General features: G+C 72.1%; 24 protein-coding genes and 1 pseudogene. 19 read left to right on the forward strand and 6 right to left on the reverse strand.

What is annotated here, in order from left to right:
* Position 1: 1 nt before the first annotated feature.
* From murD to ACH54P_RS44550, 6 genes and pseudogenes are all read left to right on the forward strand, one after another.
* Positions 2-1,411 (forward strand): UDP-N-acetylmuramoyl-L-alanine--D-glutamate ligase, encoded by a 1,410-nt coding sequence (gene murD / locus ACH54P_RS44525; protein ID WP_489909314.1) that lies wholly within the window; start codon positions 2-4, stop codon positions 1,409-1,411.
* Positions 1,395-2,909 carry a putative lipid II flippase FtsW gene (ftsW, locus tag ACH54P_RS44530; RefSeq protein ID WP_489909315.1) on the forward strand — a complete coding sequence of 505 codons (1,515 nt, stop codon included), beginning with the start codon at positions 1,395-1,397 and terminating at the stop codon, positions 2,907-2,909. The genes murD and ftsW overlap by 17 nt, the downstream gene beginning before the upstream one ends.
* Positions 2,906-4,030: an undecaprenyldiphospho-muramoylpentapeptide beta-N-acetylglucosaminyltransferase gene (gene murG / locus ACH54P_RS44535; RefSeq protein WP_489909316.1), complete on the forward strand. Its 1,125-nt coding sequence runs from the start codon at positions 2,906-2,908 to the stop codon at positions 4,028-4,030. The genes ftsW and murG overlap by 4 nt, the downstream gene beginning before the upstream one ends.
* Entirely contained in the window at positions 4,023-5,420 is a 1,398-nt protein-coding gene (gene murC, locus ACH54P_RS44540) for a UDP-N-acetylmuramate--L-alanine ligase (RefSeq protein WP_489909317.1), read from the forward strand. The genes murG and murC overlap by 8 nt, the downstream gene beginning before the upstream one ends.
* A 3-nt stretch (positions 5,421-5,423) precedes the next feature.
* Complete coding sequence (locus tag ACH54P_RS44545) at positions 5,424-6,260, forward strand: cell division protein FtsQ/DivIB (RefSeq protein WP_489909318.1); 837 nt, start codon at positions 5,424-5,426, stop codon at positions 6,258-6,260.
* Between the two features lie 136 nt (positions 6,261-6,396).
* Positions 6,397-7,228 (forward strand): annotated as a pseudogene (locus ACH54P_RS44550) (NAD(P)H-binding protein).
* On the opposite strand, the gene ACH54P_RS44555 reads toward ACH54P_RS44550, so the two are convergent.
* Positions 7,225-8,394: an MFS transporter gene (locus ACH54P_RS44555; protein WP_489909319.1), complete on the reverse strand. Its 1,170-nt coding sequence runs from the start codon at positions 8,392-8,394 to the stop codon at positions 7,225-7,227. The pseudogene ACH54P_RS44550 and the gene ACH54P_RS44555 sit on opposite strands and share 4 nt — an antisense overlap.
* Positions 8,395-8,473: 79 nt before the next feature.
* On the opposite strand from ACH54P_RS44555, the gene ACH54P_RS44560 reads away from it, so the two are divergent.
* Positions 8,474-9,010 carry a CGNR zinc finger domain-containing protein gene (locus tag ACH54P_RS44560; protein WP_489909320.1) on the forward strand — a complete coding sequence of 179 codons (537 nt, stop codon included), beginning with the start codon at positions 8,474-8,476 and terminating at the stop codon, positions 9,008-9,010.
* Positions 9,011-9,061: 51 nt separating this feature from the next.
* Here ACH54P_RS44560 and ACH54P_RS44565 read toward each other — a convergent pair whose 3' ends face one another.
* Positions 9,062-9,496, reverse strand: a complete 435-nt coding sequence (locus ACH54P_RS44565; protein WP_489909321.1) for an OsmC family peroxiredoxin — start codon at positions 9,494-9,496, stop codon at positions 9,062-9,064.
* Positions 9,483-9,941, reverse strand: a complete 459-nt coding sequence (locus tag ACH54P_RS44570; protein WP_489909322.1) for a MarR family winged helix-turn-helix transcriptional regulator — start codon at positions 9,939-9,941, stop codon at positions 9,483-9,485. Before ACH54P_RS44570 ends, ACH54P_RS44565 begins: the two co-directional genes overlap by 14 nt.
* A 239-nt stretch (positions 9,942-10,180) precedes the next feature.
* On the opposite strand from ACH54P_RS44570, the gene ACH54P_RS44575 reads away from it, so the two are divergent.
* Positions 10,181-10,684, forward strand: a complete 504-nt coding sequence (locus ACH54P_RS44575) for a DinB family protein (RefSeq protein ID WP_489909323.1) — start codon at positions 10,181-10,183, stop codon at positions 10,682-10,684.
* On the opposite strand, the gene ACH54P_RS44580 is transcribed toward ACH54P_RS44575, so the two are convergent.
* Together ACH54P_RS44580 and ACH54P_RS44585 are read right to left on the reverse strand one after the other, a co-directional pair.
* Positions 10,671-11,432, reverse strand: a complete 762-nt coding sequence (locus tag ACH54P_RS44580; protein ID WP_489909324.1) for a DUF1295 domain-containing protein — start codon at positions 11,430-11,432, stop codon at positions 10,671-10,673. The genes ACH54P_RS44575 and ACH54P_RS44580 overlap by 14 nt on opposite strands.
* Positions 11,432-12,697: a class I SAM-dependent methyltransferase gene (locus tag ACH54P_RS44585; protein ID WP_489909325.1), complete on the reverse strand. Its 1,266-nt coding sequence runs from the start codon at positions 12,695-12,697 to the stop codon at positions 11,432-11,434. Before ACH54P_RS44585 ends, ACH54P_RS44580 begins: the two co-directional genes overlap by 1 nt.
* An 82-nt stretch (positions 12,698-12,779) precedes the next feature.
* Here ACH54P_RS44585 and ACH54P_RS44590 point away from each other — a divergent pair, with 82 nt between their 5' ends.
* From ACH54P_RS44590 to ACH54P_RS44640, 11 genes are all read left to right on the forward strand, one after another.
* Complete coding sequence (locus ACH54P_RS44590; protein ID WP_489909326.1) at positions 12,780-14,048, forward strand: NAD(P)/FAD-dependent oxidoreductase; 1,269 nt, start codon at positions 12,780-12,782, stop codon at positions 14,046-14,048.
* Entirely contained in the window at positions 14,042-14,776 is a 735-nt protein-coding gene (locus ACH54P_RS44595) for a DUF1365 domain-containing protein (RefSeq protein ID WP_489909327.1), read from the forward strand. Before ACH54P_RS44590 ends, ACH54P_RS44595 begins: the two co-directional genes overlap by 7 nt.
* Complete coding sequence (gene sigK, locus ACH54P_RS44600) at positions 14,769-15,377, forward strand: ECF RNA polymerase sigma factor SigK (RefSeq protein ID WP_489909328.1); 609 nt, start codon at positions 14,769-14,771, stop codon at positions 15,375-15,377. The genes ACH54P_RS44595 and sigK overlap by 8 nt, the downstream gene beginning before the upstream one ends.
* Positions 15,374-16,144: an anti-sigma factor gene (locus tag ACH54P_RS44605; RefSeq protein ID WP_489909329.1), complete on the forward strand. Its 771-nt coding sequence runs from the start codon at positions 15,374-15,376 to the stop codon at positions 16,142-16,144. The genes sigK and ACH54P_RS44605 overlap by 4 nt, the downstream gene beginning before the upstream one ends.
* 241 nt (positions 16,145-16,385) lie before the next feature.
* Positions 16,386-17,693 carry a cell division protein FtsZ gene (gene ftsZ / locus ACH54P_RS44610; RefSeq protein ID WP_489909330.1) on the forward strand — a complete coding sequence of 436 codons (1,308 nt, stop codon included), beginning with the start codon at positions 16,386-16,388 and terminating at the stop codon, positions 17,691-17,693.
* Positions 17,694-17,774: 81 nt separating this feature from the next.
* Positions 17,775-18,479, forward strand: a complete 705-nt coding sequence (pgeF, locus tag ACH54P_RS44615) for a peptidoglycan editing factor PgeF (protein ID WP_489909331.1) — start codon at positions 17,775-17,777, stop codon at positions 18,477-18,479.
* A gap of 31 nt (positions 18,480-18,510) precedes the next feature.
* On the forward strand, positions 18,511-19,245 hold the full coding sequence (locus tag ACH54P_RS44620) for a YggS family pyridoxal phosphate-dependent enzyme (RefSeq protein ID WP_489909332.1): 735 nt from the start codon (positions 18,511-18,513) through the stop codon (positions 19,243-19,245).
* A 97-nt stretch (positions 19,246-19,342) separates the two neighbouring features.
* Complete coding sequence (locus ACH54P_RS44625; RefSeq protein ID WP_489909333.1) at positions 19,343-19,945, forward strand: cell division protein SepF; 603 nt, start codon at positions 19,343-19,345, stop codon at positions 19,943-19,945.
* Positions 19,946-20,060: 115 nt separating this feature from the next.
* Entirely contained in the window at positions 20,061-20,336 is a 276-nt protein-coding gene (locus ACH54P_RS44630) for a YggT family protein (RefSeq protein WP_072477845.1), read from the forward strand.
* A 52-nt stretch (positions 20,337-20,388) separates the two neighbouring features.
* Positions 20,389-21,243, forward strand: coding sequence for a DivIVA-like cell division protein Wag31 (gene wag31 / locus ACH54P_RS44635; RefSeq protein ID WP_489909334.1), 855 nt, complete (start codon positions 20,389-20,391; stop codon positions 21,241-21,243).
* Between the two features lie 124 nt (positions 21,244-21,367).
* Complete coding sequence (locus tag ACH54P_RS44640; RefSeq protein ID WP_489909336.1) at positions 21,368-21,961, forward strand: hypothetical protein; 594 nt, start codon at positions 21,368-21,370, stop codon at positions 21,959-21,961.
* Positions 21,962-22,011: 50 nt separating this feature from the next.
* Here ACH54P_RS44640 and ACH54P_RS44645 read toward each other — a convergent pair whose 3' ends face one another.
* Positions 22,012-22,758, reverse strand: coding sequence for an ArsR/SmtB family transcription factor (locus ACH54P_RS44645; RefSeq protein WP_489909337.1), 747 nt, complete (start codon positions 22,756-22,758; stop codon positions 22,012-22,014).
* Positions 22,759-22,787: the final 29 nt, after the last annotated feature.

Here is a 22,787-nt window from a genome sequence, read left to right on the forward strand (position 1 = left end):
CTTGGAGATCGCCGGTCGTCACGTCTTGGTCGCCGGGGCCGGGGTCACCGGCAAGTCGGTGGTGCCCGTGCTGCTCGAGCTGGGTGCGCGCGTCACCGTCACCGACGGCAACACCGAGCGCCTGGCCGAGCTGACGGGCCTCGGCGCCGAGCTGGTGCCCGGGCTGACCGAACCGCCGTCCGACGTCGTCCTCGTCGTCACCAGCCCGGGCTGGCGGCCGACGTCGCCGCTGCTCGTGGCCGCCGCCGAGGCGGGCGTCGAGGTCATCGGCGACGTCGAGCTCGCCTGGCGCGTGGGCCGGCTGCGCGACCACCCGCCGGCGTGGCTCGTGGTCACCGGGACCAACGGCAAGACGACAACCGTCGGCATGCTGGAGTCGATCCTCAAGGCCGCCGGCGCCCACGCCGTGGCCTGCGGGAACATCGGCTACGCGGCGCTCGACGCGGTCCGCGCGGGCTACGACGTACTGGCCGTGGAGCTGTCGAGCTTCCAGCTGCACTGGTCGTCGACCCTCTCCCCGGACGCCGCCGTGGTGCTGAACCTCGCCGAGGACCACATCGACTGGCACGGCTCGATGGACGAGTACGCGGCCGCGAAGGGCCGGGTCTACACCCGCGCCGAGGTCGCCGTGCACAACGCCGACGACGAGTGGTCCACCCGGATCGCCGGGGAACACGCCCCGGAAGGCGCCCGCCGCGTCGGCTTCCGGCTCGACACCCCGCGCGCCGGTGAGCTGGGCCTGGTCGAGGACCTGCTGGTCGACCGCGCCTTCGTCGCCGAGCCGGCGACCAGCGCCGAGGAGCTCGCGACGCTCTCCGACGTGCGCCCGGCGGGCCCGCACAACGTCTCGAACGCCCTCGCGGCGGCCGCGCTGGCCCGCGCCCACGGCGTCTCGCCGGAGGCCGTGCTGAAGGGCCTGCGCGAGTACCAGCCGGCGCCGCACCGGGCGGTCGAGGTCGCCGAGGTCGCCGGGGTCCGGTACGTCAACGACTCGAAGGCGACCAACCCGCACGCGGCCGCCGGGTCGCTGCGCGCCCACGAGAGCATCGTGTGGATCGCCGGGGGCCAGCTCAAGGGCGCGTCGGTCGACGAACTCGTGAGCAGCATCGCTGGCCGCCTCCGCGGAGTTGTGCTACTCGGGGTCGATTCACCCGTGATCGCCGCCGCGGTGGCGCGACACGCGCCGGATGTCCCGGTGAACAGCCTCCGTCCGGGTGACCATGAACCCATGACTGCGGCGGTGAGTGCGGCCAGCGCGATGGCCCGGCCAGGTGACGTGGTGCTGCTGGCACCCGCCGCGGCGTCGTTGGACATGTTCCGCAACTACGGCGAACGCGGCGACGCGTTCGCCGCGGCGGTGCACGTCCTTCGCGACGACGCAGCGGGAGAGCCGAGTGACGACGACAGCTGAGCCGAAGCCTCAGGTACCGCCGAAGCGGCCGCGCCGCGAGCGCAAGGAGAGCGGGTTCGTCGCCTTCCGGACCGCGCTGACCGCGTGGCTTTCGCGCCCGCTCGCGTCGTTCCACCTCGTGCTCGCCCTCACCGGCGTGCTGACCGTCATCGGCATCGTGATGGTGCTGTCGGCGTCGTCGGTCGAGTCCTACAACCCGAAGACCGGCAGCGGGGTGTACTCGCTGTTCGTCAAGCACCTGGTGTTCGTCGCCATCGGCTCGGTGGTGTTCTGGCTGGGCCTGCGGGTGAAGCTCGAGCGGATCCGGCGCATGTCGGCCACCGCGACGGTGATCTGCCTCGGCCTGCTGGTGCTCGTGCTCACGCCGCTGGGCTCGACGGTCAACGGCTCGCAGGGCTGGTTCCGGATCGGCGACTTCACGTTCCAGCCGGTCGAGGCGGCCAAGGTCGCGCTGGCCTTCTGGGGCGCCCACATCCTGGTGATCAAGTACAACGTGATCCACCAGTGGCGCCACCTCCTGGTGCCGGTGGTGCCGATCGCGCTGCTGATGTTCGCCCTGGTCATGTTGCAGCCCGACCTCGGCGGCACGGTGACCCTCGCCGTCGTCCTGCTGGCGCTGCTGTGGTTCGCCGGCGCCCCGAAACGGCTGTTCGGCGTGATCCTCGCCGGCGGCCTGGCCGGCGTGCTCGTGCTCGCCCTCATCGCGCCCTACCGGCTCGCCCGGGTCATGTCGTTCCTCTCGCCGGACGCCGACACCAGCGCCGAGGGCTTCCAGGCCAACCAGGCCAAGCTGGCGCTCGCCGACGGCGGTTTCCTCGGCAAGGGCCTCGGCCAGGGCGCGGCCAGCTGGAGCTACCTGCCGAACGTCCAGAACGACTTCATCTTCGCCCTGATCGGCGAGGAGCTCGGCTTCATCGGCTGCATCGTGGTGCTGAGCCTGTTCGCCGGGGTCGCCGTGGTCGGGCTGCGGATCGCCACCCGCAACATCGACCCGTGGATCCGGATCGTCTCCGGCACCCTCACCGTCTTCCTGGTCGCGCAGGCCGGCATCAACATCGGCTACGTCGTCGGCCTGCTGCCGGTCACCGGCGTCACGCTGCCACTGATCTCCTACGGCGGCACCTCGCTGGTGATCACCATGCTCATCATGGGCGTGCTCGCGAACGCCGCCCGGCACGAACCGGAGGCGGTGGCCGCACTGCGCACACAGGGGCCGGGTAAATTCGGGCGTCTGCTGCGGCTGCCCGCGCCCGACCCGTACCGCCCGCCCGCCACGCGCAAGGCGGCGGGGCGTAGTGGGGCGAAGGCGGCCAGGCCGGCGCCCCGTGCGGCGCGGCCAGCCCCGGCGCAGGAACGACGGAGGTCGGTCCGCGAGCCGGTGCGCCGCAGCGCGGCACGGACGAGCGCGGCCCGCACGAGCACGTCTCGCGGCGGGACCGCGCGGACAACAGCGAGCCGTGGTACCCGGAGTACCGCGAACCGGAGAGGTCATTGGTGAGTAACCCCGTCAAGGGAGCCGAGCGAGCCGCCGCGGGCAAGGCGCCCGTGGTCGTGGTCGCCGGAGGTGGCACCGCAGGACACATCGAACCCGCCCTCGCCCTGGCCGACGCCGTCAAGCGGCTGCGCCCGGACGCGACGGTCATCGCCCTCGGGACCGAGCGCGGCCTCGAGAACAAGCTCGTCCCCGCGCGGGGGTACGAGCTGGAGCTGATCCCGCCGGTGCCGCTGCCCCGCAAGCCGACCCCGGAGCTGCTGCGGCTGCCGCTGAAGGTCCGTGACTCGGTGCGCAAGACCCGTGAGGTGCTGGACCGGGTCGGCGCGGACGTCGTCGTCGGCTTCGGCGGCTACGTCGCCCTGCCGGCCTACCTCGCCGCGCGCGGGCGCGTCCCGATCGTCGTGCACGAGGCCAACCAGTCGCCGGGCCTGGCGAACAAGGTCGGCGCGCGGTTCGCCAAGCGCGTCGCCGTCGCCGTGCCGGGCACGCCACTGCCGAAGGCCGAGGTCGTCGGGATCCCGCTGCGGCGGTCGATCACGTCGCTCGACCGGGCCGGCCTGCGGGCGGAGGCGCGCAAGCACTTCGGGCTGGACCCGGACGCCCCGACGCTGCTGGTGTTCGGCGGGTCGCAGGGCGCGCAGTCGATCAACGCCGCGCTCTCCGGCGCGGCGAAGGACCTCGCCGACGCCGGCGTCGGCGTGCTGCACGCGCACGGCCCCAAGAACACCCTGGTCGTGCAGGAATTCCCGGGCCGCCCGGCGTACGTGCCGGTGCCGTACCTGGAGCGGATGGACCTGGCCTACGCGGCCGCCGACGTCGCGGTGTGCCGCTCGGGCGCGATGACCGTCGCCGAGGTGACGGCGGTCGGGCTGCCCGCGGTGTTCGTCCCGCTGCCGCACGGCAACGGCGAGCAGGCCACCAACGCCCGGCCGGCCGTCGACGCCGGGGCCGCGCTGATGGTCTTCGACGCCGACCTCACCCCGGCCAAGGTCGCCGACCTGGTCGTCCCCCTGGTCACCGACGCGGACCGCGTCGCGAAGATGGGCGCGGCGGCGGTCGGCATGGGCCACCGCGAAGCCGACGAGACCCTCGCCCGCATCGTCCTGGAGGCCGCAGGTGCCTGAACTGCCCGAAGAACTGCGCCGGGCCCACCTGATCGGGATCGGCGGCGCCGGCATGTCCGGTATCGCGCGGATCCTGCTGGCCCGGGGGGCCTTCGTGTCGGGCTCGGACGCCAAGGAGTCGCGCGCGCTGCTGTCGCTGCGCGCCCAGGGCGCCGAGCTGTTCGTCGGCCAGGCCGCTTCGAACATCTCCGACCTGGCGGAGCCGCCGTCGGCCGTGGTCGTCTCGACGGCGATCAAGGAGACCAACCCGGAACTGGCCGCGGCGCGGGCCGCCGGCATCCCGGTGCTGCACCGGGCGCAGGCCCTCGCGGGGCTGATGGAAGGCCACCGCGTCGCCTGCATCGCGGGCACGCACGGCAAGACGTCGACGACGTCGATGCTCACCGTGGCGCTGCAGCACTGCCGGCTCGACCCGTCGTTCGCCATCGGCGGCGACCTCAACGAGTCCGGGGCCAACGCCCACCACGGCGAGGGTGGCGTGTTCGTCGCCGAGGCCGACGAGAGCGACGGCTCGTTCCTGACCTACTTGCCGTCGGTCGCGGTCGTGACGAACGTCGAGCCGGACCACCTGGACCACCACGGCACGGCCGAGGCGTACACCAAGGTGTTCACCGAGTTCGTCGGCCGGATCGTGCCGGGCGGCCTGCTGATCGTCTGCGGGGACGACCCCGCGGCGGACGAACTGGGCACGCAGGCGGCCGACCTGGGCGTCCGCGTGCGCCGCTACGGCCGCACGGTGACCGATTCCGGCGACGCGCGTGTGCTGGACTACGCCCCGGCGCCGGACGGCGGTGTCGTGCGCCTGTTGCTGGACGGTGCCGAGGTTTCGGTGCGGGTCGCCGTGCCGGGTGAGCACATGGCGCTCAACGCGGTCGCGGCGCTGCTCGCCGGGATCGAGCTGGGCGCCCCCGTGCCCGGCCTGGTGGAAGGGCTCGCGGCGTTCGGCGGTGTGCGTCGCCGCTTCGAGTTCAAGGGCCGCGCCGGCGACGTCCGCGTCTACGACGACTACGCCCACCACCCGACCGAGGTCGCCGCGCAGCTGCGCGCGGTGCGGACCGCGGCCGGGGCCGGCCGGGTCGTCGTCGTGTTCCAGCCGCACCTGTACTCGCGGACGAAGCTGTTCTCGGCGGAGTTCGCGGCCGCGTTGTCCTTGGCCGACGAGGTCGTCGTGCTCGACGTCTACGGGGCTCGCGAGGAGCCGGAGCCGGGCGTCACGGGCGCGTTGATCGCCGACCGCGTCACCGTGCCGGTGCACTACGAGCCCGCGTTCGACGTCGCTCCGGGCCTGGTGGCCGGCCTGGTGCGCGCGGGCGACCTTGTCGTCACCATGGGCGCCGGGGACGTGACGCAGCTGGGGCCCGAGATCATCGCCGAGCTGGACAAGCGCTGACCCATGAGTCCGACCAGGGAACGCCGTCGTCCGTCCGAAGAGGACGAACGGGACCGCGCTGCCCTGGCGCGGGAACGGCGGGGGCGGCGGTCCGAAGAGGAACGCCGCCGCACCCGCACGGCCGCCCGGCCGAAGGCGGGGACCCGGAACCGCCCCAACCGGCAGGTGGAGATCCGCCGCCGCTGGGTCGCGCTGCTCAGCGTGCTGACCGTGGTGGCCCTGGTCTACCTGCTGTTCTTCAGCTCGATGCTCGGGGTGAAGGACGTCTCGGTGAGCGGCGCGCGCACGGTCCCGGCCGACCAGATCCGCACGGTGGCGGCGGTCCCGGCCGACAAGCCGATGCTGCGGCTGAGCACCGACGAGATCCGTGACCGGGTGGCCGGGATGCCGGGCCTCGCCACGGTCGAGGTGTCGCGCTCGTGGCCGAACACGGTCGAGATCACGGTGACCGAGCGCACGGCGATCGCGTTCTTCGACAGCGGCCCGGGCGGCGACGGCGTCCACCTCGTCGACGGCGGCGGCGTGGTGTTCAAGACGGTCGCCGCGCGCCCGCCAGGGTTGCCGGAGCTCCGCCTGCCGAAGGTGTCGGCCGACAACCCGGTGACCCGAGCGGTGACGGCGGTCCTCGGCGTGATCCCGGAGCAGCTCCTGAAGCAGGTGACAACGGCGACGGCGAAGACCCCGGCGAGCGTCGAGTTCACGCTGGCCAGCGGCAAGATCGTCCGCTGGGGAACGGCGGAGCAGACGGACCGCAAGGCCAAGGTCCTGGCGGCCCTGCTCACCCAGGAGGGCAAGATCTACGACGTCGCGGCGCCGGAACTGCCGACCATCACCTCCTGAAGTTCGGGGTTCGCTGGCTCCTCGTCTGCGCAGCATGGCTGGGCGTGCGCGAGATCGTCGGAGCGGAAACCATGTGCATCCGTCTTCCCGTATGCCGTACGATCTCGTACGGCATACGGATATGAGGAGGGGTGTCATGACGATCCTGGTGACGGGCGCGACCGGCAGCGTGGGCCGCCTGGTGGTCGACGAACTGCTGGCGGCGGGGGCCTCCGTGCGGGCGCTGACCGTCGACCCCGGGCGGGGCGAAGCTGCCGCCGGAAGCCGAGGTGGTTGTCGGTTCTCTCGCGAAGCCGTCGACGCTTCCGGTGGCCTTGAAGGGCGTCGACGCGGTGTACCTCGCCCCGATGGCGCGGACCGTACGGCGGTTCTGCGAACTGGCGGGGGAGGCGGGCGTCGAGCGGGTTGTCGCGCTGTCGGGCAGCAGTGTCGGGGACGGCCACGACGGCTCCAGCGGCAACGAGTACGGCGCGGTCGAGGCGGCGGTCCGGGAAGCCGGTTTCACCTGGACGTTCCTGCGGCCCGGCGCGTTCATGAACAACACGCTCGACTGGGCGGGCATGGTCCGCGCCGGCGAGGTCGCCATGGCCTACGGCGACGCGACGCAGACCCCGATCGACCTCGGCGACATCGCCGCGGTCGCCGCCCGGGTGCTCACCACCGAAGGGCACTCCCGCGCCACGTATGTCCTCAGTGGACCGGAGGCGATCAGCCTGCGCGGGCAGGTCGCGACGCTGGGATCGGTGCTGGGCAAGGAAATCCGGTTCCACGAGCTGACCCGCGCGGAGCAGCGCGCGCAGTGGGTCGGGTTCGGCATTCCGGAGGTCGCCGTCGACTGGCTCCTCGACGGCTTCGAGGAGACGCTGCGGCACCCGCAGGTGTCGACCGGGGTGGTCGAGGACCTGCTCGGCCGCCCGGGGACGACCTACGCCGAGTGGGTCGCAGCGAACCGGGCCGTGTTCGCCTAGACCCGGGTGCGCGTCATCCCGGCCAGGCCGAGCAGCGGGAGCACACCGGCGAAGACCACGACCGCCGTCCAGCCGCCGAGGTGGTAGGCGATCGAGCCCGCCTGGGAGCCGATTGCGCCGCCGATGAAGAACGTGCCCAGGTAGACGCTGTTCACCCGGGCGCGGGCCGATGGATCGAGCTGGTAGATCACGTGCTGGCCGGTCACCAGCGTCGCCTGGACCGCCATGTCGACCGCGATCGCGGCGATCGCCAGCAGGATGACGCTGTGCGCGCCGAACCCGGCGAGGGCGAAGGCCGCGGCGCAGAGCACGAAGGCCCCCGCGGTGAGCCGCCGGCCGTGGCCGTGGTCCGACCACCGCCCGGCCAGCGGTGCCACCGCGGCGCCGGCCGCCCCGGCCAGCGCGAACAGGCCGACGCCGAGCTGGGTGTAGTTGAACGGCGGCGCCGTCAGCACGAACGCGATGGTCGTCCAGAACGCGCTGAACGCGCCGAACATCGCCGACTGGTAGAGGGCCCGGTGGCGCAGCGCCGGGTGCTTCCGCGCCATGGCGAGGGTCGAGCGGATCAGCTGTCCATAGTGGACGTCGGTCTTGGGGGCGCGGCGCGGCAGGATGAATCGCAGGACGACGGCGAGCGCGGCCATCGCCGCCGCCGAGATCAGGAACACGACGCGCCAGCTCGTCACCTCGGCGACCAGGCTGGCGACCACGCGTGAGAGCAGGATCCCGAACAGCAGCCCGCTCACCACGCGCCCGACGATCCGGCCGCGGATGTCGTCCGGGGAGATGTCGGCGGCGAACGGGATGAGGATCTGCACGACCACCGACGCGGCGCCGACGAGCAGGGACGCGATCAGCAGCACGGCGAAGCCGGGCGCGACCCCGGTGACCACCAGCCCGGCACAGGCGAGCGCGAGCAGCGTCGCGACGAGGCCGCGGTTCTCGAGCCGGTCGCCGAGCGGGACGAGCAGCAGCATCCCGGCGGCGTAGCCGAGCTGGGTCGCGGTGACGACTCCGCCCGCGGCGGCCTCGCCGACCCCGAAGGTCTGCCGCAGCTCCGAGAGCAGCGGCTGGGCGTAGTACAGGTTGGCGACCGTCAGCCCGCAGGAGACGGCCAGCAGCAGCACGAGCCACCCCGGCGGTGCGTCCTGCTTGGTCTCGGTCATCGTGCCCCCGCGTGCTGGAACCGGTTTGATCGGTTCCCGACGGTACCAGTCAAACCGGTTCCGGCGTACGGTGACCCGTATGACGGACCGATTCCGCAGCGGCGCGGGCAGGCTGTGCCTCGACTTCGTCCGGACCGCGCGCTACCGCGGCACCCCGGAGGAACTCGAGGAGCTGCCGGACGCGCCGGCGTGGGGCGCCTGGATCGACCAGCTGGGTCCGTTCGGGACCCCGGTCCGCCCGGCGTCGGTCCACGACGCCCGGGTCGTGCGCGAAGCGATCCACGAGCTGCTCACGACTTCGGTGCGCCCCTCGACCCGGCAGCGGCTGAACCGGTTCGCGGCCCTGCCGGTGCCCGCCCCTTCGCTGACGGCGTCGGGCGAACTCCGCTGGCAGGCCGAGGATCCGTCGTCGGCGATGCTGGCCCTGCTGGTCCGTGACGCGCTGGACCTGGTGACGTCACCGGAGTTCGCGCGGGTCCGCCCCTGCGCGGGACCGCGGTGCGGCGCGCTGTTCCTGGACACATCCCGGCCCGGGACGCGGCGGTGGTGCTCGATGGAGATCTGCGGGAACCAGGCGAAGAAGTCGACTTATCGAGCCAAGGCGACGACCCGCTGACGCGGAACGGCCCCCTCGCCGGACGCGAAGGGGCCGTTCTCGGAAGACGCGTCAGTTGAGCGCCGCGTCCAGGGTGATCGTCGTGCCCGCCAGGGCCTTGGTGACGGGGCAGGTCTTCTCCGCCGTCTCCGCGTACTCGGCGAACTGCTCCGCCGTCACGCCCGGGATGGACGCGCGCAGCGTGATCGCGATGCCGCTGATCTCGAAGCCGCCGCCCTTGGCCGGGCCGAGGGTGACTTCGGCGCTGACGTCGATCGAGTCCGCGGTGAGCTTCTGGGCCTCCAGCACGCCCGACAGGTTCATCGTCAGGCAGGACGAGTGCGCGGCCGCGATGAGCTCCTCCGGGCTCGTCTGGCCCTCGGGGTTGCCCGCGCGGGTCGGGAACGAGACGGCGAAGGTGCCGGCGTTGGACGAGTCCAGCGTGACCTCGCCCTTTCCGTTCTGCAGTCCGCCGACCCAGTGGGTGGTCGCGTCACGGCTGGGCATCAGGGCCTCCATGTGTGTAGGCGATGGCCGACGCCGTCAGCCGCCGCAGGGTCGCTATCAGTTCCCGCCGCGAACCGTCGTCGAGGCCCAGCGCGCAGCCGACGGCCGACGGGACGCCCGCCGCGCGGGTGCGCAGCGAACGGCCCTCCTCGGTCAGGCTGATCACGACGGTGCGCTCGTCGGCGGGCCGGCGCGCCCGCGTCACCAGCCCGTTCGCCTCGAGTCGTTTGAGCAGCGGGGAAAGCGTGCCGTAGTCCAGGTGCAGCGCCTCGCCGATCTCCTTGACCGGCCGGGCGTCGGACTCCCACAGCACCAGCAGCACGAGGTACTGCGGGTAGGTGAGACCCAGTTCGCCGAGCAGCGGACGGTACGTGTCCGTCACCGCTCGAGACGCCGCGTAGAGCGCGAAGCAGGCTTGCTCATCCAGGAGGAACTCGTCCGGCACGTCCGTAAACCTAGCCCACGATTACATCGTGCACAAGGTATTTCTGTCAGCGGCAGGCCTACGACTTGTCTCGACGCGCCGGGGTCCGGTCGGGCGTGCTCTACCCGATGTTGACGCGGATGCTGAATTCGGGCTGGCTGACCGAGAAGCCCGAGATGAGGGTGTGAGTCGTTCGAGACGAGCGGCAGGGGCCCGCTGCGTGACCGGAACTGTCGGGCCCCTCTGGCACAGTCCCGGGCATGACCAGACCCGAGCGCCCGAAGGTCCCGCTGACCGGCGGGGAGCGCGAAATCCTCACCAACCTGCTCGACTACCACCGCGCGACGGTCGCGTGGAAGAGCGGCGGGCTCACGGCGGAGCAGGCCCGCCGCGTCCACCTGCCCAGTGAGCTGACGACCATCGCCGGCCTGGTCGCCCACCTCACGCTGAACGAATGGTTCTGGTTCGGCGTCGTCGTCGACGGTGAGGAGGACACCTGGGAGGCGAAACTCGAGCAGGACCCGGACGCGGAGTTCCGGGTCCCACCCGACACCGAGCTGGAAACCCTCCTCGCCGGCTACGAGAAGCAGTGCGCCCGCAGCCGCAACATCACTGCCGCTCACGGCCTCGACGACGAAGTGACGCACAAGGACGAGACCTTCAACGTCCGCTGGGTCATCACGCACATGATCGAGGAGACCGCGCGGCACGTCGGCCACCTCGACGTGCTGCGCGAGCTGACCGACGGTCTCACCGGGGAGTGACGCGCCGGGGCGGCCACGGGAAGAAGCCGCTCGTCCGCTCGACGTAGTGCGCGTACGCCGGCCGGGTCTTCGCCATGCCCTTCTCCAGCATCGGTTTGCCCGTGCCGCGGGCGAGCGTGAAGGTCATCGCCACGGGGGAGAGGATCGTCGAAACGCCCGGCCACGTGGAGCACGCCAGCAGGTAGAGGCCCCACCACACGCACGCGTCGCCGAAGTAGTTCGGGTGCCGCGTGTAGCGCCACAACCCGGTGTCCAGCACGCGGCCACGGTTCGCCGGGGCGGCCTTGAACCGGCGCAGCTGCTCGTCGCCGATCGTCTCGAACGCGAACCCGAGCATCCACACGGCGACGCCGAGCCGGCCCAGGACGCCGAACCCCGTGCCGTCCACCGCGAACTGCACCGGAAGGGAGACGAAGTACAGCACCACCGCCTGGAACAGGTACACGCGGACGAACATCCGCAGCCGCCCGTGCCCCATCCGCGCGTACCGCGGGTCCTCGGGCAGCTTGTGGTTGCGCAGGTGCAGGTGCAGCGAGAGCCGCACGCCCCAGGCGACCGTCAGGAGGACGACTACGAGCCGCAGGGCCGGCGGACCGTCCCCGAACGGGTACGCCACGGCGGCGACGATCGCGAAGCCGAGTCCCCAGAACGTGTCGATCGTGTCGTACCGCTTGCGCGCCAGCGCGATCCCGAAGGTCACCGCGACCGCCACGAGCGTGACGGCGGCGGTGACGAGCAGCTGCGGCATCAGGACCACTCCCGCGTCGCGGGCATGCCGCTCGTGCCGTCCGGGTGCGGTCGCACCGCGAGGATCTGGTCCACGCCCATCCGGTTCTCCTCGAACGCCAGCGCCCCGCCTGCCAGGTACAGCCGCCACACCCGCGCGCCGGTCTCACCGATGAGCGCGACGACGTCGGCCCAGTTCCGCTCCAGGGTCTCCGCCCAGGCCCGGACCGTCCACACGTAGTGCTCGCGCATCGCGTGCACGTCCCGGATCTCGAGCCCGGCCGACTCGAGGTGGTCCAGCGTCCGGCCGACCGGCCGCATGGTCATGTCCGGGGCGATGTAGCGCTCGATGAACGCGCCGCCGCCGGGCGCGTCGGCGCCGCGCGACATCTGCTGCAGCAGCACCCGCCCGCCCGGCTTCACCATGCGAAACAGCGTCGCGGCGTACGCCGGGTAGTTGATCTCGCCGACGTGCTCGCCCATCTCGACGGACGCGACCGCGTCGAACGGCGCGTCCGGCAGCTCGCGGTAGTCCTGCCGCCGCACCTCGACCCGGTCGGCCAGGTCGTGCTGGGCGAGCCGGCCGCGGACGTGCTGCAGCTGCTCGGCCGAGAGCGTGATGCCCACCGCGTGCACGCCGTGGTGCTTGGCCGCGTGGACCAGCAGCGAGCCCCAGCCGCACCCGATGTCGAGCAGCCGCATGCCCGGCCGCAGCCCGAGCTTGCGGCAGATCAGCTCCAGCTTGTCGTGCTGCGCCTGTTCGAGGCTCTGCGATTCGGCGGTGAAGTACGCGCTGGAGTAGGCCATCGACTCGTCCAGCAGGAGCTGGTAGAAGGCGTTGCCGAGGTCGTAGTGGTGCGCGATCGCGGACTTGTCGCGGAGTGGGCTGTGCAGCTTGCCCGACAGCCGGGCCTCCTCGGCCGGCGGCCGGGGAGGGAGCCCGAAGACACCCAGCCGGGCGGCGAGCGAGACGGCCCCGGCCCATTCCCGCGGCCCGAGCTTCACCCGATTGAGCTCACCCGCGCGGGTGAGGTCCCAGATCCGGCGGAAGCCGTCCGTCAGGTCTCCCTCGACATCGAGGTCACCTGTGACGTAGGCGCGGGCGAGCCCCAGCTCGCCGGGCGCGTAGAGCAGGCGGCGCAGGGCGCGGCGGTTGCGCAGCACCACCGTCGGTGCGTCCACTGGGCCGGCGCGGGTTCCGTCCCAGGTTCGCAAGGCCACGGGGAGCTGCCCGCCGAGGAGCTTTCCGGCGAACGAGGCGAGGCGGTGCGCGGTGCTGTTCGGCATGTCCGGGATTCGCTCTCCCCGCCGCGGTGGATTGGTCGCCCACCCTGCCAATCCGAGGAGCCCGCGGTCCCGAAGCACCGGTGTGGAGATCACGGGAGAACGCATCGGCGTCATCGGCAGCGGGGTGGCCGGGCTGACCGCGGCCTACCTGCTGCAACGCAAGTACGAGGTGCTGCTGTTCGAAGCCGACAGCAGGCTGGGCGGGCACGCCCACACGCACGACGTGCCGAGCTCGCACGGCGGCACGGTCGGCGTGGACTCCGGCTTCATCGTCCACAACGAGCGCACCTACCCGACGCTGCTGAAGCTGTTCGCCGAACTCGGGGTGCACACCCGCGACACCGAGATGTCGATGAGCGTCCGCTGCGACGGCTGCGGCCTGCAGTACGCCGGCGCGAAGGGGCTGCCCGGGCTGTTCGCCCAGCGCGGCAACCTCGTCCGCGGCCGCTACCTGCGGATGCTGGCCGAGGTGAAGCGTTTCCACCGCCACGCGAAGCGGCTGCTCGACGCGAAGGACGCCGGTGACCTCACGCTCGGCGCGTTCCTCGCCGTCGGCGGCTACACCCGTTACTTCGTCGACCACTTCATGCTGCCGCTGGTGTCCACGGTCTGGTCGGCCGACCGCACCGACACCCTCCGGTACCCCGCGCGGTACCTGTTCGAGTTCCTCCGCAACCACGGCATGCTCTCGGTGCGGAACTCGCCGTCGTGGCGGACCGTGGCCGGCGGATCCCGCGAGTACGTCGAGCGCGCGGCGAAGCAGCTCACCGCGGTCCACCTGTCGACGCCGGTGCGCTCGGTGCTGCGGACGGGCGGCGGCGTCGAAATCCGCGACGACGCCGACACCCCGCACCGGGTCGACCGGGTCGTCGTCGCCACGCACGCCGACCAGGCGCTGTCCCTGCTGGCCAACCCGACCGAGGCCGAGCGTGGGGTGCTCGGCGCGTTCCGCTACTCGGCCAACGAAGCCTGGCTGCACACCGACACGAGCGTCCTGCCTTCGCTGGCCGACGCGCGCGCGGGGTGGAACTACCGCGCCCCGGCCTGCGGTGCGCCCACCGGCGCGGTCCAGGTCAGCTACGACATGAACCGCCTGATGCGCCTCGACGAGCCGACCGGGTACGTCGTCACGCTCAACCCCGGTGACGGTCCGGAAAAAGAGCACCTCGTCGCGCGGATGGCGTACGAACACCCCGTCTACACGCCGGAATCCGTTGCGGCGCAACGACGTCTGCCCGAGCTCAACGACGGTGTGCTCGCCTACGCGGGCGCCTACCACGGCTGGGGCTTCCACGAAGACGGCTGCTCCTCGGGCGCCCGCGCCGCCGAAAGCCTGGGAGTCGTGTGGTGACGAACGCGCTCTACGACGCCACGGTCGCGCACGTGCGGCGGATCGACCCGCCGCACGCGTTCGCGCACCGCGTGTACCTCTGGCTGGTCGACCTCGACGCGCTGCCGCGGCTGCCGTGGTGGTCCCGGCCGTTCGCCCGCTTCGACCGCCGGGACCACTTCGTCGCGGGCGACCCGCGCGGGATCCGGGAGAAGCTGGACGCGTGGCTGGCCGAACGCGAGGTCGACCTGCGCGGCGGGAAGGTCGTCATGCTCGCCGCCGCGCGCGTGCTCGGGTACGTGTTCAACCCGATCAGCGTCTACTGGTGCCACGACCCCGGAGGCCGCCTCGAGTGCGTCGTCGCCGAGGTGCACAACACCTACGGCGGCCGGCACGCCTACCTGCTGCGCCCTGACGACGCCGGTCTCGCCCGCGCGGCCAAGGAGTTCTACGTCTCGCCGTTCCAGGAGATGGAGGGCGAGTACCGGATGCGCCTGCCCCACCCGGAGGCGTTGCTCGACCTCACCGTCGCGTTGCGCCGGGGGACCTCGACCCCGCTGGTCGCTACGCTGCGGGGAGTTCGCCGCCCGGTGAACCCGCGGTGGCTGGCCCGGCTGGTGCTGGCCCGGCCGCTGCTCCCGCAGCGGGTGTCCGCGCTGATCCGCCGCCACGGCGTCGCGCTGTGGCTGCGGAAGGCCGCGGTCGCGCCGCGCACGCCGCAGAACGCCGGAGGACAGCTGCATGGATGAGCCGGCTCGCCCGCGCCGCATGGCTCCGGTGCCCGCCCCCGACGACGCCGCCGGGCCCACCGCCGAAGACCTCATGGTGCGGGTCGCGAAGGGCGACGAACGGGCCTTCGAACTGCTCTACGACCAGCTCGCCGGGCCGATCTTCGGGCTCGTCCGGCGGATCGTGCGCGACGCGGCCCAGTCCGAGGAGGTCGCGCAGGAGGTGCTCGTCGAGCTGTGGCGCACCGCGACGCGGTACGCGCCGGAGAAGGGGTCGGCGCTGAACTGGGCGATGACGCTGGCGCACCGCCGCGCGGTCGACCGCGTCCGCTCGGCGCGGGCCAGCACCGAACGCGAGCAGAAGGCGACCTTCGAAGCCGCCCGCGGCCGTCCGTTCGACGAGGTCGCCGAGTCCGTCACCGCGCGGCTAGAACGCTCCCAGGTGCGCCGCTGCCTGTCCTTCCTGACCGATCTGCAGCGCGAGTCCGTGCTGCTCGCCTACTACCAGGGCTATACGTATCGCGAGGTGGCCGAAGTGCTGTCGACGCCGCAAGGAACCATCAAGACGCGGCTCCGGGACGGGCTGATCCGCCTGCGGGACTGCCTGGGGGTGACCGCGTGAGCACACCGGAGATGCACACCCTGGCCGGCGCCTTCGCCCTCGACGCCGTCTCCGACGTCGAGCGCGCGGAGTTCGCCCGCCACCTCGAGCAGTGCGAGTCGTGCGCGCAGGAGGTCGCCGAGCTGCGCGCGACCGCGGCCCGGCTGGGTGCGGCGATGGCCGAGGAGCCGCCGCCGGAGTTCAAGGACCGCGTCCTGACGGCCATGCACGCCACCCGCCAGCTGCCGCCCCGGACCCGGCCCGGCTCGCCCGAGCGGCACCGCCGCTCGGCGCGGGCGCCGCGCTGGGCGGTCGTCGTGGCGGCCGCGGCCGCCGTCGTCGGGCTCGCCGCGGGCGGGGTGTTCGGCGGGATCGCGCTGACCCAGCAGCACGAGCTGCAGGCCGCCCAGAGCCGGCTCGACCAGGCCAAGGAGCGGTTCGAGCCGGTGGCGGCGCTGCTCGCGGCGCCGGACGCGAAGACCGCGCACGGCGAATCGCCCATCGGCGGCGGTGTGACCGTCATCTCCTCGCGGTCGCTCGACCGCGTCATGGTGATGGACGCCGGCCTGCCGTCGCAGCCGGGCGGGAAGGTGTACGAAGCCTGGCTGATCACCGGCTCGGCCGCCCCGCGCTCGGCCGGGGTGATCCCCGGCGCGGCGGACGGTTCCCTGGTCGTGGCGGACGGCGCCGGGAACGCCGACCACGTCGCGCTGAGCGTCGAGCCGCCCGGCGGATCGGCCACCGGAGCGCCCTCCGGCGTCCTGATGAGCATGCCCGTGCCCGCCTGATCTTGCGCCATAGCAGATCGGGCCGGGGCGGTGCTCCCGGCTCCCCGCTCTTGCGCGCTCGAACGTGTTGTGGCAAAACACCTTTGCGACACACGGCGTGCCTACTGGATTAGAGCGTGCCTGGTGCCTACCGTCCTGCCTAACGTCGGCAGTTGACATAACTCTCAATCTGGGGTTGAGGTTGAGGGTGATCACCGGCCGGCGGGCTGTACGGGCACAACGATCAGGAAGGCGGACTTCGATGACGCCCCCGCACAACTACCTTGCGGTGATCAAGGTGGTCGGCATCGGCGGTGGCGGCGTGAACGCCGTGAACCGCATGATCGAGGTCGGCCTCAAGGGTGTCGAGTTCATCGCGGTGAACACCGACGCCCAGGCACTGCTCATGTCCGACGCCGACGTCAAGCTGGACATCGGCCGCGAGCTGACCCGTGGCCTCGGCGCGGGCGCCGCCCCCGAGGTCGGCCAGCGAGCCGCCGAAGACCACCGCGAAGAGATCGAAGAGGTCATCAAGGGCGCCGACATGGTGTTCGTGACCGCGGGCGAAGGTGGCGGCACCGGCACCGGCGGCGCCCCCGTCGTGGCGCAGATCGCCCGCAAGCTGGGCGCGCTGACCATCGGTGTCGTGACCCGGCCGTTCACCTTCGAGGGCAAGCGCCGCGGCAAGCAGGCCGAAGACGGCATCCAGGCGCTGCGCAACGAGTGCGACACGCTCATCGTGATCCCGAACGACCGCTTGCTGCAGCTCGGCGACATCGGCGTGTCGCTGATGGACGCGTTCCGCTCCGCGGACGAGGTGCTGCTGTCCGGTGTCCAGGGCATCACCGACCTGATCACGACCCCGGGCCTGATCAACCTCGACTTCGCCGACGTCAAGAGCGTCATGTCCGGCGCGGGCTCCGCGCTGATGGGCATCGGCTCGGCACGCGGTGAGGGCCGGGCCATCCAGGCGGCGGAGAAGGCGATCAACTCGCCGCTGCTGGAGGCGTCGATGGACGGCGCCCACGGCGCGCTGCTGTCCATCGCGGGCGGCTCCGACCTGGGCCTGTTCGAGATCAACGAGGCCGCGTCGCTGGTGCAGGAGTCCGCGCACCCGGACGCGAACATCATCTTCGGCACGATCATCGACGACTCCCTCGGCGACGAGGTCCGCGTCACGGTGATCGCCGCCGGGTTCGACGCCGGCGCGCCGACGCACAAGAAGCTCGACCCGTCGACCTTCGGGTCCGGCTCGCGGGCCTCGGGGACCACCGCGTCGGCCTCGGCCGGCCAGGTCTCGAACCCCTCGACGCCGCCGTCGGGGGCCACGCCGGTGCCGTCGGCCGGCAGCTCCGGCTACCCGGTGGCGCCGCCGCGGTCGCACTCGCCGCTGCCGTCGGCCACGGGGAACCAGCCTTCGGGCGGGCTCCCGCAGCCGGGCGGCGGTTCGCGCGGCTACTCGCCGATGGGCTCCAACGCGACCCAGGGCAGCCTGCCCGGCCGCGCGATGCCGGTGCACGACAACCCGTCGGACGACGAGGTCGACGTCCCGCCGTTCATGCGGCGCTAGCCACAGTCGGTCCGTGAAGGCCTCCTTACCGGTGCATCAGGCCGGGAAGGAGGCCTTCACGGCGTTTGGGAGGATGAAGGCATGCGAGTGAGGCGGGTCGTCACGACCAGGGCGGGCGGCGCTTCGCGCCCGCCGTACGACACCTTCAACCTGGCCGACCACGTCGGCGACGACGAGGGGAACGTCTACGCCAACCGCAAGCGGCTCGCCACCGAGCTGGGCCTGACCGAGGACAAGCTCGCCTGGATGGAACAGGTCCACGGCCGCACGGCGACCATCGTGGACGGTTCGGAGACGAAGGCCGCGGAGGCGACCGACGCGCTGGTGACGGCGACGCCGGGCGTCGCGCTCGTGGTGCTCGTCGCCGACTGCGTCCCGATCCTGCTGGCCGACGCCGAGGCCGGGGTGGTCTCGGCGGTGCACGCCGGCCGCGTCGGCACGCGCGTCGGCGTCGTCCCGGCCTCGGTCGCCGCCATGCGTGAGGCGGGCGCCGAGCCGCACCGCATCGAAGCCCTGCTCGGCCCGGCCATCTGCGGCGACTGCTACGAGGTCCCGGCCGAAATGGCCGCCGACGTCGAGAAGCACGTCCCCGGCAGCGCCTGCAAAACCCGCAAGGGCACCCCCGGGCTCGACCTGCGCGCCGGGCTCTGGCGGCAGCTCGCCGACCTGGGCGTCGGCAAGATCGGCCTCGACCCGCGGTGCACGAACGAGGACAAGACGCTCTTCAGCTACCGCCGCGACGGGACGACCGGGCGGATCGCGGGCATCACCTGGGTCGAGGCATGACCGCCGACGTACTTCCTCCCGCGGAGGCGGAATGAACACAGTCGACCGCAAGGCCGAGCTGGCCGCCAACCTGGCCGAGGTCGAGGCGCGGATCGCCGACGCGTGCCGGGCCGCCGGCCGCGCGCGCGAGGAGGTCCGGCTGGTCGCCGTGACCAAGACGTTCCCCGCCTCGGACGCCGCGCTGCTGGCCGACCTCGGCGTGACCGACGTGGGGGAGAACCGCGACCAGGAGGCCGGGCCGAAGGCCGCCGAGGTCGCCGGGCTGCGGCCGGACGCGAACCTGCGCTGGCACATGGTCGGCCGGCTGCAGCGGAACAAGGCGCGGTCCGTGGTCGAGTGGGCACAGCAGGTGCAGTCCCTGGACTCGGCCCGGCTGGCCGACGCGCTCGCGAAGGCGGTGCACACCGCGCGTGCCGGCGGTAAACGTGAGGAACCCCTCGATGTGCTGATCCAGGCGAGTCTCGACGACGACCCCGGACGGGGCGGCTGCCCGCTCGACGAGCTCGGCGCCCTGGCCGAGCACGTCACTCACACGGGTGAACTGCGGCTTCGCGGCCTGATGGCCGTGGCACCCCTCGGCGTGGACCCGTCGGCCGCCTTCGAACGGCTCGCCCGCGCCGCTCAGCGACTGCGTGAAGATCACCCGAATGCCGCAGAAGTCTCCGCCGGGATGAGCCATGATCTCGAGCAGGCGATCACGCACGGCTCGACCTGTGTGCGTGTCGGAACCGCGCTGCTCGGCGGGCGCGGTTTAGCCTCGCCGTAGGGAGCTCGCGCGGTTGTCACGTTTCGTGGTCGCCCGCGCGGGGCACTGACGGCGTGGAGAAGCGTTGGTGCGGGAGCGGCTAGGGCTAGGGAGAGGCATGAGCGCGCTGCAGAAGCTGAAGGCCTACTTCGGGATGGTGCCCGCTGACGACGACGGTTACGACGTCGAGGACGACTACCGCCGCGGCTATGCGGACGACGACTACGACTCCTACGAGGAGCCGGCTCCGCGGTCGTCGCGCTCACGGTACCGCGACGTCGACGACACGTACGACGAGCCCGTCAGCCGCAGCCGGTCACGCTCCGTCGCCGCGTCGGAGCCGGCCGTCCACGGCGCGCTCGCGATGGACCGGCAGCCGGAACCCGTGGCCCGCCTGCGACCGGTCACCGAGCCGGTCGTGCGCCAGCCGGTGCGTGATCCGTTGAGCCGGATCACCACGCTGCACCCGACCAGTTACGCCGAGGCACGCGCGATCGGCGAGCACTACCGCGAGGGCATCCCGGTGATCATGAACCTCACCGAGATGGAGAACGCGGACGCGAAGCGGCTCGTCGACTTCGCGGCCGGGCTCGCCTTCGCGCTCCGCGGGTCGATGGACAAGGTCACCAACAAGGTGTTCCTTCTCTCACCGCCCGATGTGGACGTGACCGCCGAAGACCGTCGGCGGATTGCCGAGGGCGGATTGTTCCTGCGCGGCTGAAGTCGCGCGGACCGCTGAGCGCAAGCAGACGTGATTTTGTCGACCCGATGCCGCGTCGACCCCCTCAAGTGCGTCTTCGAAGAGGACGCCCGGTTAGAGTAGGTACGTGGAAGCTGTGTGGCTGGTCGTCTGGTACGTGCTGTTCGCCTTCTGGCTGCTGCTTACGGCGCGCATCGTGATCGAACTCGTCCGGACGTTCGCCCGTGAGTGGCATCCGGCCGGAGGGGTTGCGGTCACGCTCGAGACCATCTACACAGTGACGGACCCGCCGGTTCGACTGTTCAGGCGAATCATTCCGATGGTTCGGATCGGCGGCGTCGGACTGGACTTATCGATTATGGTGCTGCTGTTGGTTGTGTTCTTCGCGATGCAACTGGCGACTCCAAGTTGATCGGGGAGACTTGGGTGGACCCTGCAGGCCATGGAGTGCGTGAGGTGATCTGATGTCGTTGACCCCCGCTGACGTGCATAACGTCGCGTTCAGCAAGCCGCCCATCGGCAAGAGGGGCTACAACGAGGACGAGGTGGACGCGTTCCTCGACCTGGTGGAGACCGAGCTGGCCCGCTTGATCGAGGACAACAACGAGCTGCGCCAGCAGATGGAGCAGCTCGACGCCGAGCTCGAATCGACTCGTAGCGAGCTCGAAAACGCCAAGGCGAACGTCGGTGCGCCCCCGATGCGCGAAGAGCCGTCCCGGCGCTTGGCGCCGGTGCCGCCGCCGCAGTCCGCCATGGAGCAGACGCAGGCACATTCGATGGTCGGTGACAGCACCGAGCCGAACGTGCAGGCCGCCAAGGTCCTGGGCCTCGCCCAGGAGATGGCCGACCGGCTCACCGCCGAGGCGAAGACCGAGTCCGACGGGATGCTGGCCGAGGCCCGCACCAAGTCCGAGCAGCTGCTTTCGGACGCCCGGGCGAAGTCCGACTCGATGGTGAACGAGGCGCGCACGCGCGTCGACACGATGCTGAACGACGCGCGGACCCGGGCCGAGACGCTGGAGCGCCAGGCGCGCGACAAGGCGACGACGCTGGAACGCGAGTCGCAGCGGAAGTACACCGAGACGATGAACAGCCTCAACGCCGAGAAGGGCGGGCTGGGCAAGAAGATCGAAGAGCTGCGCACGATCGAGCGGGAGTACCGCACGAGGTTGCGCGGGTTCCTCGAGTCCCAGCTGCGCGAACTCGACGACCGCGGCTCCGCCGCACCCGCGTCGGCTTCGTCGAACTCCGGCCAGTCGTCCGGTTCTTCGAGCGGTGGCCAGGGCTACTCGTTCGGCCCGCGGGCCGAAGCGGGCTGAGTTTTCCCTCCGGGCCCACCCCGCCGGCGATGGCCGGTGGGGTGGGCCACGGTTCGGAGCCGATCCGGTACCGCACGTGGGCGGGTCGTGGTCCGAACCCCGGCGGTCCATGCTCTAATTCACCGTGCTCTACATCGTGCTGGTACTGGTACTGGCGGCTCTGGGGCTGCTCGTCACCGCGCTGATCACCGCTTCTTCGCTGTGGGCGTGGGTTTCCATCGGTCTTTCGGTGCTGGCCGGGCTGCTCCTGGTGGCCGACTGGCTGCGCCGCCGTCGCCGGGCCGCGGCTCCTGCGGCTGCCGCGGATCCCGTGGCTCCCGCGGCCGAGACCGACTCCGCGCCGGCCGAACCGGAACCGGAACCGGAGCCCGGGGAACCCGCCGAAGAAGAACAGACGACCCTGATCCCGGCTTCCGGTGACCTGGGTGACCCGGCCGACACGCCCGAGCCCGAAGCGGAAACCGTGGCGGAAGAACCCGCCGAAGCCGAGGCCGAGCCCGGCGTGGAAGAGACCCCGGCGGCCGACGTCGCCGTCCTGGCCGACCTCGACGACGAGGTCGTGGTGGTCGACGAGTACCCGCGCTACCACCTGCGGACCTGCGGCTGGCTCGGCAGCCGCGACCTGATCCCGATCGGCGTCGGCGAAGCCCGCCAGCTCGGCTTCACCCCGTGCGCCCGCTGCACCCCCGACGCGACCCTGGTGGCCGCCCACCGCTGAGATGCCCCTTCAATCACGCGTGATGCCTCGCTGAGCACGCGTGCTGCCCCTCAGGCGGCCAGGTCCGCCAAGCCGAGGTGCGATTCCAGGGCCCGCGCGCCGTCCGGCGTCAGGCGAAGAGCGCGGTGGGCCTTGGCCCGGCGCTCGACCCAGCCCGCCTCCACGAACCGCGACGCCACCGCCGCGCCCAGCGCGCCCGCCAGGTGGTGCCGTTGCTCGCTCCAGTCCAGGCAGAACTTCAGCAGCGGACGGCGTCCCGCGGCGACCGCGTCGAGGTCCACGCCCAAGGCGGCGAACACCGGTGCCGCGGACGGACCCAGCGTGTACGGGTGTTCGCGCAGCGGAGCCGAAATCCGGTCGCCCGGTCGCCGTCGCGTGTCGGACGCCCCGGCGAGCGCTCCTCGCGCGAGCAACGCCGACGTGACGGCCACCCCGAGCCGGCCAGCCAGGTGGTCGTAGCAGGTCCGGGCCGTGCGCAGCGCCTCCGCGCGGGTGCCCTCGCGCAGTGACGTCACCGGCTGGGACGGCGAAAACCGCGCCAGCGTCTCCAGCAGTTCGGCGGTGTCCGGGCCCGCCAGCCGGTAGAACCGGTGACGCCCCGACTTCTCGGCGACGACCAGGCCGGCCGCCCGCAGTTTCGCCAGGTGCGCGCTGACGCCCTGGGCGGACAGCCGGGCTTCGGCGGCCAGCACGGACGCCGCCAGCGCCCGGCCGTCGCCGAGCGCGAGCAGCACGCGGACCCGCGCCGGATCCGCGAACAACGCGGCCGTGCGGGCGATGTCGGCGTCGCCTTCCACGTCCCCAGGATGCCCCCGCCACACTTCCA

The sequence above is a fragment of the Amycolatopsis sp. N2S4-7 genome (assembly GCF_058119595.1).